The organism is Actibacterium sp. (assembly GCF_041584535.1).
GTDB lineage: Bacteria > Pseudomonadota > Alphaproteobacteria > Rhodobacterales > Rhodobacteraceae > Actibacterium_D.
This window is the reverse complement of the sequence record NZ_JBFHDW010000065.1, coordinates 1-10,512: the sequence shown is the minus strand read 5'-3', so window position 1 is coordinate 10,512 and position 10,512 is coordinate 1. Positions and strand designations below refer to the sequence as shown.

8 protein-coding genes and 2 pseudogenes are annotated in these 10,512 nt (G+C 59.2%); 6 read left to right on the top strand and 4 right to left on the bottom strand.

What is annotated here, in order from left to right:
• Positions 1–159 precede the first annotated feature (159 nt).
• The 4 genes from ABYW26_RS05070 to ABYW26_RS05055 form a co-directional block, all read right to left on the bottom strand.
• Entirely contained in the window at positions 160–294 is a 135-nt protein-coding gene (locus ABYW26_RS05070) for a hypothetical protein (RefSeq protein ID WP_372603702.1), read from the bottom strand.
• Positions 295–375: 81 nt separating this feature from the next.
• Entirely contained in the window at positions 376–780 is a 405-nt protein-coding gene (locus tag ABYW26_RS05065; RefSeq protein WP_372603704.1) for an NAD(P)H-dependent oxidoreductase, read from the bottom strand.
• Between the two features lie 29 nt (positions 781–809).
• Positions 810–1,739, bottom strand: coding sequence for a 3-keto-5-aminohexanoate cleavage protein (locus tag ABYW26_RS05060; RefSeq protein ID WP_372603703.1), 930 nt, complete (start codon positions 1,737–1,739; stop codon positions 810–812).
• A 63-nt stretch (positions 1,740–1,802) separates the two neighbouring features.
• Positions 1,803–3,047, bottom strand: a complete 1,245-nt coding sequence (locus tag ABYW26_RS05055; RefSeq protein WP_372603701.1) for a lactonase family protein — start codon at positions 3,045–3,047, stop codon at positions 1,803–1,805.
• Between the two features lie 471 nt (positions 3,048–3,518).
• On the opposite strand from ABYW26_RS05055, the gene ABYW26_RS05050 reads away from it, so the two are divergent.
• The 6 genes and pseudogenes from ABYW26_RS05050 to ABYW26_RS05025 all read left to right on the top strand — a co-directional run.
• Positions 3,519–4,463: an IclR family transcriptional regulator C-terminal domain-containing protein gene (locus ABYW26_RS05050; RefSeq protein ID WP_372603700.1), complete on the top strand. Its 945-nt coding sequence runs from the start codon at positions 3,519–3,521 to the stop codon at positions 4,461–4,463.
• Between the two features lie 192 nt (positions 4,464–4,655).
• Positions 4,656–5,117: a nuclear transport factor 2 family protein gene (locus ABYW26_RS05045; protein WP_372603699.1), complete on the top strand. Its 462-nt coding sequence runs from the start codon at positions 4,656–4,658 to the stop codon at positions 5,115–5,117.
• A 288-nt stretch (positions 5,118–5,405) separates the two neighbouring features.
• Positions 5,406–6,293 (top strand): annotated as a pseudogene (dctP, locus tag ABYW26_RS05040) (TRAP transporter substrate-binding protein DctP); the annotation flags it as partial.
• A 91-nt stretch (positions 6,294–6,384) separates the two neighbouring features.
• Complete coding sequence (locus tag ABYW26_RS05035; protein ID WP_372603698.1) at positions 6,385–6,891, top strand: TRAP transporter small permease; 507 nt, start codon at positions 6,385–6,387, stop codon at positions 6,889–6,891.
• Between the two features lie 14 nt (positions 6,892–6,905).
• A complete protein-coding gene (locus ABYW26_RS05030) occupies positions 6,906–8,198 on the top strand; it encodes a TRAP transporter large permease (protein WP_372603697.1) in 1,293 nt (430 codons plus the stop codon).
• A 796-nt stretch (positions 8,199–8,994) separates the two neighbouring features.
• A pseudogene (locus tag ABYW26_RS05025) lies at positions 8,995–10,512 on the top strand (hypothetical protein); the annotation flags it as partial.

Below are 10,512 nucleotides of genomic sequence, written 5' to 3'. Positions count from 1 at the left end.
GTCGAAGGCGCTCCCCTGCTAAGGGAGTAGACGGGAAACCGTCTCGTGGGTTCGAATCCCATCGTCTCCGCCACCATACCTTTTTGACGGTTTTATTTAAGTCGCCTATGGCGGCCTTTTTGCTTTTATTTCAGCCCGCAAGCGCAGCAAGGCCATTCTTCATGCTTTCTTTCGATGCGGCAAGGATTGAATCCGCGCTTCAATGCTGAGCGCATATTTCCAACCTTCAAAGAGATCGCGCAGCAGGTCCATATCGACCGGATGCCGATGTGGAAGAATGCTAAGCACGGCCACGCGCTGTCGAGATCCTCGTGTGAACCCGGAAGCAGCGCCGCAAGTTTGGCGCCATCCAGCGACAATCCCCACCAAAGCCGATCACGCCCGGCGTCTGCGGAACAGACCTTTGTCGAAACGCGCGCCGTCAACATAGCCAAAGCCATACGACAAGACCCGCTCAAACCAGCCATTCATAATCGCCGGTGCCGCGCCCCACCAAAGCGGGAATACAGGTACGAACACATCAGCGGTGAGGATCAGCGCCTGTTTGGTCGCGATATCGTCGCTGTAACTGTTGTGCTCGGCGGCATAGGCCTGTTCGGTCTGGTAGTGAAAGTGGTCGGGGTTAGCGATGGATTTGAAATCGTGACGTCCGGCGGTCGGATTGAACCTCTTGGCATAAAGGTCGATCACCACCACCTCATGCCCGGCGGCCGTCAGTTGCTCCTGCGCACCTGCGATCATCCCTGCACAAAAGGAAATTGGTTCGGGGTGGGCGTAGATAAAGAGTATATTGGCCGTCGTGCATCCTTTCAGAAATTGACTCTGTCGCCGCCCTTGAGCGCCAGCATCTCGCGGGCTTCGGCAGGGTTGGCGACATCGAAACCCAGTTGTTCGACCATCGCGCGGGCGATGCGGACCTGTTCGGCATTGGTCTCGGCCAGCCGTCCTTTTCCCGCCCAAAGCGAATCTTCCAGCCCGACGCGAAGATGCCCGCCAAGCAGGATGGATTGCAGACCAATGGGTATCTGGTTGCGACCGGCGCCCAGAACCGACCACTGATAATCGCTGCCGAAGAGGCGATCAGCGGTGCGCTTCATGTGCGCTACGTCTTCGGGGTGACCGCCGATTCCGCCGAGCAGGCCGAACACGCTCTGCACAAAGAACGGTGGTTTGATCAGACCTCTGTCAACGAAGTGCGCGAGCGTGTAGAGGTGGCCGATATCGTAGCATTCAACCTCGAACCGTGTGCCGTTTTCGGCGCAGGTTGTCAGAATTTTTTCGATATCCGCGAAGGTATTGCGGAAGATCCGATCGCGCGAGCCCTCCAGATAGGGTTGTTCCCAATCGTGCTTAAAGTCCTTGAAACGTTCGAGCATCGGATAAAGCCCGAAATTCATCGACCCCATGTTCAGCGACGCGATTTCGGGGGCATATTGCGCCACCGGGGCAAGGCGTTCGTCTATAGTCATCGTGGGCGCGCCGCCGGTCGTTATATTCACGATAACATCCGAGCGCTGCTTTATGACCTTCAGAAAAGGCGCAAACCTTTCGGGTGACTGATCCGGCGCGCCAGTTTCTGGATCGCGGGCATGCAGGTGCACAATCGCAGCGCCCGCTTCAGCCGCACCGATTGCGGCTTCGGCGATCTCGTCGGCGGTCACGGGCAAATGCGGCGACATTGACGGCGTGTGGATCGAGCCTGTGACGGCACATGTGATGATGATCTTGCGAGTAGACATAAACGTTCTCCTCCTCCTCAGGGTTTCGCAGTCAGATGAACTGACTGCGGCAGGCAAATCCGGTCAGACCGCGACCGCGCTGGCGCCGTTGGCAGGGGCATCCTGATTGGTTTCAAGCGCGACGGAAACGATACCTGTCCAGAAGCAAACCTCACCATTGTCCGGAAAGTCGATCTTTTTCGTGCGCGTCAGGCAACCGTCATCGCCAATTCGAAACACGACCAGGCCGGGTGTTACCCGTCGCGGGCCATCATCGCTGGGCAGCCAACCGGGTTGTTCGTTGCCGGCGACCAGAAGTTTGCCCGTCGGATCGATGGAAAACGTTCGCGGGAATATGCCGCCGGTATCGGCGTGCTGAATCAGCGTGGGCTCGCCCGAGTCCGGGTCGATCTCGAACACGGTGATATCGTTGACGCCCCCGACGAACACCGGCTTTCCGTCGATCTGCTCGGTATCCCAGGCCCGGTTCGACACATATACGAAGCGCCCGTTAGGGTGCACATGGATCGCGCTGGCCAACTGGGCCGACGGGCCCGTCGGACCGCCTTCAAGCGCGCTTTTGATGAACCTGGGTCGTGGGGCGACGCCGGTCGAATCATAGTCAAAAAGGGCAATTTCGCTTTGCCGCTCAAGGCAGAGATACATCCACGGGCGCGACGGGTGGAAATCGACATGGCGCGCGGCAAACCCGTGGGCGCCGAACCATTCGGATTGCCATGCTGCGGCACGCTCGGGATCGGGCACCAACTGCGCCGCCGGGGTCATTTTCCCGTCGGCATAGGCGAAGATATCAAGACGCCCCGGCGTGAGCCCGTTGTCGTGGTGCGCGCAGGCCGGGACAATCGCGAAATCGCCGCCCGGTGTCACGCGCACCTGATGCACGGTCTCGCCGAAATCCAGCGCGTCCTGCTCGACTTCGTCCCCGACTTCTCGGTTCGGTCCAAGCCGATGCACCGTTACCATTGGCGGGATATTATATGCTGCGAGAAGGTGCGTTTCCTGCGGATCGAGTGTGATGTGCAAGGGGCGATGGTCCAGCCGCACAGGTTGTCCGAAAGGTGCCAGCGCCCCATCCGACAGAATATGACACGCGATCACAGCGTGGTTGGGGCGCTCGACCTCGGCCATCGGGCCAGCGCCGCTGATGGCAACGTAGAGCACGCTGAAGTCGCGGGTTGGCCAGGCATATTGCACCACTTCGTCGAAGCAGTGCGTCGTGACATGGGTCAACGAGGCGCTTTCAGTGTCCAGATCATAGACCCACAACTCCGGTCCGAGTGAGGCATAAACGATCGTCTTCCCGGTCATTGTGCGTGGTCCTTCTGGTCGCTGGGCAGAAATGTCAGTTCATTTGCATGGCCTTTGGGCAAGCATGGGTCAAGCGAACGCGGCGGATGCTATGGCGTCTCAGAAACGGGCGGTTTGACGGTCGATGGCGTGCAGCGTTCGGCGGACAATGTTGGAAAAGACTCATTCAAGCCACTGTTTTTGATTGTAAAAAAATTCTCCGCAGGCGGGCATGGAATATCGCTCCAAACCAGCACAGCGACCTTGAGCCCAGATTTCAGCGCCGCACGAAGTGTTTTTATTTCAGGGTCCGAAATAGTAAGCGGCTTTCCTCTGCGCCGGGTCAGCGCCAAGGCAATTGGGCGTTGCTGGCAAAACATCTGGCTGCGCACTATAAATGATATCTAACCGATGCGGCGTCGCCGAATTCACGATCGGCGCCCGGATCGCAGCACCAGACCAAACAAACCTGTTCTTTTTGATTGGAACACCATGGCTTGGCACAAAAACGATGCACAGGGTCCGGATGGCGCCCGCAGCGTATCAAAATCGACCAGACCTCAGGGGCAGGTCCGTCGGTTCCGCACGTCGTCTAAAGATGGCGCGAATGGCGAAAGCACACCGTCATACCCTCCGGTGCAAGCGATCTGCCGCGCGCTTGACGTGATGCGGGCTGTGAACATGCACGGCGTCGCCTCGGTCAATGATATTTATGAAGAGACGGGCTTTCCAAAGCCCAGCATTATTCGGATGCTTGAGACATTCGTCGCCGAAGGGTACGTCGTGCGCGATCGCATGTGCAGCGGCTACCGTGTGACGGAACGGGTGCGCGATCTGTCGAGCGGGTATGAAAGCGTCTCGCAAGTTATCGAGTATTCGCGGCCCCTCGCGATTTCGCTGACGCAGGAAACCAACTGGCCAAGCGCAATAGCGGTGATTGACGGCAACGAAATGTCGATCCAGTTCTGGACAGGTGCGATCAGTCCGTGGAGCTCGGAATCGCTGATCGGCTTGCGCGCAAGCCTGTATGATTCTGCGCTGGGCCGGGCCTATATGGCGTTTTGTCCAGAAGACGAACGCGAAGAACGTCTTGTGGCGATGCGCAAGGATCCCAACATTAATCTGACGGCGGAAAAAGAAGCCGCGTTTCGCGATTTGCTGCAAAAAGTGCAGGTGGATGGCTATGCCCAGCGCGAACCCAACACCTGGCCGCAGCGCCGATCGAGTGTGGCGACGGCCATCATGCATGAGGACAGGGTGCAGGCGACAATCGCTCTGAGTTATTTCACCACCGCCGTGCCAGCGAACCGGATGATCGACGAGATCTATGCGCCGCTTCGCGAAGCGACCCGCAAAGTTGAGGAAATGTTCGCCTTTTTCGACGCGCGGCGTGGCGGGCAGTCATTGCATGCGGATCAGGATGTGCCGGAGTTCTAGACGAATCCCGGCTGGTGGAATTTCGAACCCAGAAATAAACAGATCCGTTACTTGTGGGCGAACGTGTTTGCGCCATCGTCGTTCCGTGCCGCAAACCAGGGTGCAGCTTGTCGTTGCGGGCGCTGTTGCGCCGCGCAAAAGACGCAGGCGGCACCTTTCTCGTGGCAAAAACACAAAGCGAGGAGACAATTCATGCAGATTTCCCCCGAACGTCTGGCGCTGACTCAGGAGCTGGAAGCCCTGCTGGCTGATTACTGGTATGACGTCGATACAAATTGGGGGCGCAACGCGCACCTCTACTATGCTGAAGACAGTCGTTTCATCGGCATGAAACATACGTACGAAGGGCGCGATCAGATCCGCGCCTTTTACAAATGGCGTAAGGATCGGGGCGAGCGGACGGTCGTCCACATGATAACGAATTTCCGTGCATTGCCTGACGGCGAAGATCAGGCAACCTGCAACTGGGTTCTGCAACTCTATGCCGCCGACGGCACGCCTGTGCGCCCGATGAGCCACCCGATTCAGGTCACCCAGATGAGCGACCGTCTGCGCTGTGTTCCCGGCGAAGGCTGGCTCATCACTGAGCGGCGTTTTGAAGATATGTTCGTTGGAGGAATTCCGGCAACAAACCCCGATCTTAGCGCCAGATGACCCAGCGGTTGTCCGGTCACGGAAACACCGGCCGCGCTATTTCGCCCTGCGAAACTTGTCCCTGCGATCAGCGGCGAGCAATTGACCCAGCGCGTTAGGAGGCGGAACCATATGCGTGATCGCGGCCTGTTTTGCGCGATAGGGACGGAAATATCTTTGGGAGGATTCAGAATGTTAAATGTAAAAGCGACGCGCGTTGTGCTTGCAGCGGCTGTCGCACTCGGGCTTACGAGTGCGTCGGCCCTGGCTGAGAACTGGAAATGCTATACCTACCAGTCGGCCCCAGCGAGCCCCGTCAACGTTGGATTGGAGAAACTGGCCACCGAGATCAATGTGATCACGTCTGGCCGGGTGAATGTAAAATGTAGTGTTGGTGGTGCGCTGCCAATTGCAGCTGCGGACATCGCTCCGGCCGTCAGCGACGGGGTCATCGATTTTGCAAGCACCGTATTCAATTCCGGCTACGTGCCCATCTCCAACCTTGGCGGATTTCCCGGCCTGTTCAAGTCCACAAGCGATTACAATGAAAAGGCGTGGCCGGTCTTGAGGCCTTCAGTCGAGAAAGCCTTTGCTGAGCACAATGTCAAAGTTCTCGGGATATATCATTACCCGATGCAGATGATCTTTGGTGCAAAGAATGCGCCAGCATTGAAGTCGCTGTCTGATCTCAAGGGCAAAACGGTTCGTGTCAGCTCGCCTGAACAGGGTGCCCTTGTCCAGAACTTCGGGGCTATTCCCGTCACCATTTCGACTGCAGACGTTGCGACCGCGCTTCAGCGCGGTGCAGTCCAGTATGTTGTTACGGCGGCGTTTTCAGGCGGACGTCTGTGGCAGGATTCCCTGAACTCTGCTCTGACAGATCCGATCAGCATTGCCTCCGCCTATGTGGTCATGAACATGAACCGCTGGGACAGCCTGTCGGCGGAAGAACAGACGGCTGTTCAGGCTGCGGTGGATAACATGACCGCGTCTGTCACATCCGAGCAGGAAGCCGGCAATGATGCGGCCCTCAAGGAATTCGCCGAAGTTGATCACTGGACAGTTGTTCCAACGAGCGCCGAAGTGGCGGATCAGATCACGAGTGTGATGAAGCCGATCTGGCATGAGTGGGCCGAAAAGCAGGGCCCCGATGCCGTTAAACTTCTTGCTGAACTGGAAGCAGCACTGGGTCTCTGACACGCGGCACTTCGGCGCTTATTGACTGCGCCGGAGTGCCAACCCACCCTCACCACGCGACTGTGAAATTTGTTTTCGAAAGGACTGGCGAATGCGTTGGCTCATCAGTGGCATTGATTTTCTGTTGAAAGCCGGAGCGGCGATAGGCTGCATCATCCTGGTGGCAATGACGCTGCTGGTGACGCTGGAAGTCGTTCTGCGAAACTTCTTTCAAACCACGATGTATTTCACTGACGAATTCTCGGGCTATCTGGTCGTCGCGGTGCTGGCTCTGGGGGCAGGATATGCCTATCGGCACGATGCGATGCTGCGCGTCGATCTAATTTACGACAGACTGCCGCAACAGATGCACCAGCATTTTGGCGTCGTGTTCGGACTGATTTCCCTTCTGTTCTGCGCGCTGCTCGACTGGCAGATCCTGCGGCTTTGGCTGCGCACGCTAGACAACGGGACCCACGCCAACACGGTCACGGCAACGCCGCTCTGGCTGCCGCAGGGGCTTTTGTTGCTGGGGCTTATCCTGCTGACTCTGGCCGTGCTGCGCCGCCTTCTGGCACCCGTTGAACCGCAGACCCCCGCTGTGGGCACCCAAGCATAAACGGACTGACTGGCATGTATGATATTTTCTCAATTCTTCTGGGCCTCGGGCTGACCATAGGCCTGCTGCTGCTCGGCCTGCATATCGCCATTGCTATCGGCTTTGGCGGCATCCTGCTTCTGGTGCTTGTTGAGGGGTTTGGCTCGCTCAACGCGATCGGCTTCATTTTGTGGGGCAGTCTGAACAGTGCCACGCTGAGCGCCCTGCCATTGTTCATCCTCATGGCCGAGATAATGCTGAAGTCAGGCGTCAGCGATTCCTTTTATGACGGCATGTCCAAGCTGGTGCGCCGCATTCCCGGTGGCCTGTTGCAGACGAACATTGCCGCTAGCGCGCTTTTCGCGGCTATCTCGGGTTCGAGTGTGGCGACAGCATCGGCCATTGGCGGGGTGGCGCTGCCGCGGCAGAAGGCGGACGGATACGATTCCGCGATGGCCGCCGGTTCTGTCGCAGCGGGGGGCACACTTGGCATCCTCATTCCACCTTCAATCGTGATGATCGTTTATTCGACCTTCACTGAACTGTCGGTGGCCAAACTGTTCATGGCCGGGCTGCTGCCCGGTATCGTCGTAACGGCGATGTTCATGGCATATATCGCGATCCGCTGCGCGATCAATCCGACGTTGGCACCCAAGCTGCATGCTGCCAAGCGCGGTGACACGGTCCGGGGCCTGCGCGAGGTCGCGCCTATGGTCGGCCTGATGCTGGTGGTTCTGGTGACGATTTATCGTGGTATCGCCACACCGACAGAAGCCGCTGCAATCGGGGCGTTTGTGGCAGCAATCATCGCCTGGGCCATACGGCGGCCGCCCCTGCGCGTTTATGTGGAGGCGATCTTCAATAGCGTGGTGACCAGTGCTGCGATTCTGATGATCGTCGCCGCCGCGTTCATTATCCAATACGCCGTGGAATCCACCGGGCTGGCGAATGCGTTGACGGATTGGGTTGTTGGCCTTGGTCTTAGCTTTACATTCTTCATGCTGACGCTGTTCGTAATCTTTGCGATCATGGGCTGCTTTATCGACGCCATCGGCCTCGTCGTGCTGACAGTGCCGCTGCTGCTGCCGATCCTGCAAAGCTATGGCATCGATCTGATCTGGTTCGGCGTCATCACGGTGATCGTGGTCGAGCTAAGCCTGATCACACCGCCCGTTGGCATCAACCTGTTTGTCGTCGATTCCATTTCGAAAGCCGGGCTTGCCACGGTCATCCGCGGGGTCATTCCGTATTTCGGGATCTATGCGCTGCTATTGACGATGTTGATGATCTGGCCATCAATCGCCACGTGGCTGCCAAGCTTGATGTAAGCTCAAGGCAGTATTGGCCAACATGAGAAAAGGCGCATGACCAATTCGATGGCCATGCGCCTTTCATTTGTTTCGCGGTGCCCTTTAAACATATCAACTCGGGTCTGGACCCGGGTGGTCATCTGTATTCAGAACCCTACCCGGCTTGGCTGAAAAGTCGGCGCGTGACGGGCAGAAAAATATCGACAGGCTGATTGAGGCTATTCCCTGAGCCCCGCTCGTATGGATGACTGGCGGGGGTATGACCACCCCGGCAGGCGAGCTCAGGCTGATAGGTTGATTGCGGGTCATGTCGGTCGTTCAGGACCAGCGCAGATGGTGGCTGAACGACCCTTCCAGTGACCGCGAGCGTTACTCAAAATCATCGTGATGGCGGGGCGACATTTTGGTGGGGCCACGCCTCAAACGCCGGGATATGTTCGCGTGCTTGGTCATAGGCCTAGGCGTTTGAACAGAGCCGGACGATTGAGCCGCCCTGCGGAAACAAGACCAAGCTGTCACCGGGCAGCACAAAGGCAATGCGGTGTCCCGTCAGCACATGGTCCTGCCCATCTACCGTCACCACCGATGCCGCGTCTAACATGCCACTTGCGCCAATTCTGCACCTGCGTGATCTTGTTTTTCTTTCCACAACAAACAGACTATAACAAAAAAAGGCCGAGCAGCGCACGACCACCCGTGCTCATGTCGCCGCAGTATTTGGTGAGATTAAGAAATGTCTGATTTCCAGAATTCCAACCGGAGTTCAGCGGCCAAAGCAGGTAAAGCTCAGCAGCAGTTTCGGGATGACCTGAAGGTGGTTTTTCAGCACCGCGCCGATGGCGGCTCTGAGGTGCGGGTTCTGGACCCCCTCAGCGGCAAGCAATACGCGTTCACCGAACAGGAATATTTCCTCTGCACCGAAGCCGGCAATGCCGAGGACGTCGCAGGCATTCAGAAACGCTATGAGGCCCGGTTCGACAAGGAAATCACGGCGCGCAACATTTCGGTTTTCCTGCGGCGGCTGGGCATTCTTGGCCTGTTGACCGACGCGTCGACCACAACCCCGGCTGAACCTGCCCCCGCTGCCCGTGGGCGCTTTGCCCGCCGGGGCGGCACGGCCGGGACGCTGGGGCGCGACAGGGCTGCCGAACCGGCGCAATCCGGCGATCAGGCCGCGATCCGGGCGGCACGCGAACAAGCGGCGGCGGAAAAAGCCGCGCGCGAAAAGGCCGAGGCCGAAAAAGCCGCCGCGCTGCGGGCGCAGGCGGAACAGGCCCGTGCGGCCAAGCTGGCAGCGGAAAAAGCCGCCGTTGAAAAGGCCCGCGCCGATGCCGAACGCGCCGCCCGCGAGCGGGCCGAGGCCGAAGCCAAGCGCATCGCGCAAGAAAAAGCCGCGGCTGAAAAGGCCGCCGCCGAAAAGGCCCGCGCAGCTCAGGAACGCGCCGAGCGCGAAAGGGCCGCCGCCGAAGCGCGCAAAGCTGCCGAAGAAAAGGCCGCCGAAGAAGCGCGCAAGGCTGCCGAGGCCGAAAGGGCCCGTAAGGCTGCCGAGGCCAAGGCCGCTGCCGCCGAACGCAAAGCCGCCGAAGAAAAAGCCGCTGCCGAACGCGCCGAGCGTGAACTGGCCGCTGAACGCGCCCGCATTGCCGCCGAAGAACAGGCCGCAGCCGAAAAGGCGCGGGCCGAGGCCGAAAAGGCCCGCAAGGCCGCCGAGGCCAAGGCGCGGGCCGAAAAGGCCGCGCGTGAAAAAGCCACCCGCGAAAAGGCCGCAGCCGAGCGTGCGGCACGTGAAAAAGCCGCGGCTGAAAAGGCCACGCAAACCGAGGCTCAGGCCATAGATGCCGCGGTTGAGGCCGACACGCCCGAAGCCAAGGCAGGCGATGCGCCGCCGGCGCCGACGACGGAAATCCTGTCCAAGCCCGAGCCTGTGCGCGCGCGCCATGGGCTGGCGGCGCTGGGTCTGGACGATGACTTGTTCGACGATGACATGCTGTCGCCGATGCTGGGGCGCACTGGCGGATTTGGTGGCGGTGGCGGTTTTGGCGGTGGCGGCTTTGGTGGCGGCGCCGGGATGGGTGGCGGCGATGGCGACGGCGGCAATCGCGATCGCATCCGTGCGCTGCTGGCTGCCAAGCGCGGCGGCGGCGGTGGTGGTGGCATGGGTCTGGGCGGCATGGCGGGCCTTGGTGGCATGGGTCTGGGCGGCGGCGCTCAGGCTGATGCACAACCCGCAGGCAGACGTGCCCCGGCCAGCCTTTATCTGTTCAACCCGACACGTCTGTTGCGGGCGCTGTATTTCGCCTTTTTCCCGGCGAAATACATTCTTTGGATGATT

What these genes read in the sequence shown, in the direction of transcription:
- ABYW26_RS05060 (WP_372603703.1), bottom strand. Translation starts at nt 1,739, where the DNA reads ATGTCTACTCGCAAGATCATCATCACATGTGCCGTCACAGGCTCGATC.
- ABYW26_RS05035 (WP_372603698.1), top strand. Translation starts at nt 6,385, where the DNA reads ATGCGTTGGCTCATCAGTGGCATTGATTTTCTGTTGAAAGCCGGAGCG.
- ABYW26_RS05030 (WP_372603697.1), top strand. Translation starts at nt 6,906, where the DNA reads ATGTATGATATTTTCTCAATTCTTCTGGGCCTCGGGCTGACCATAGGC.
- ABYW26_RS05055 (WP_372603701.1), bottom strand. Translation starts at nt 3,047, where the DNA reads ATGACCGGGAAGACGATCGTTTATGCCTCACTCGGACCGGAGTTGTGG.
- ABYW26_RS05045 (WP_372603699.1), top strand. Translation starts at nt 4,656, where the DNA reads ATGCAGATTTCCCCCGAACGTCTGGCGCTGACTCAGGAGCTGGAAGCC.
- ABYW26_RS05050 (WP_372603700.1), top strand. Translation starts at nt 3,519, where the DNA reads ATGGCTTGGCACAAAAACGATGCACAGGGTCCGGATGGCGCCCGCAGC.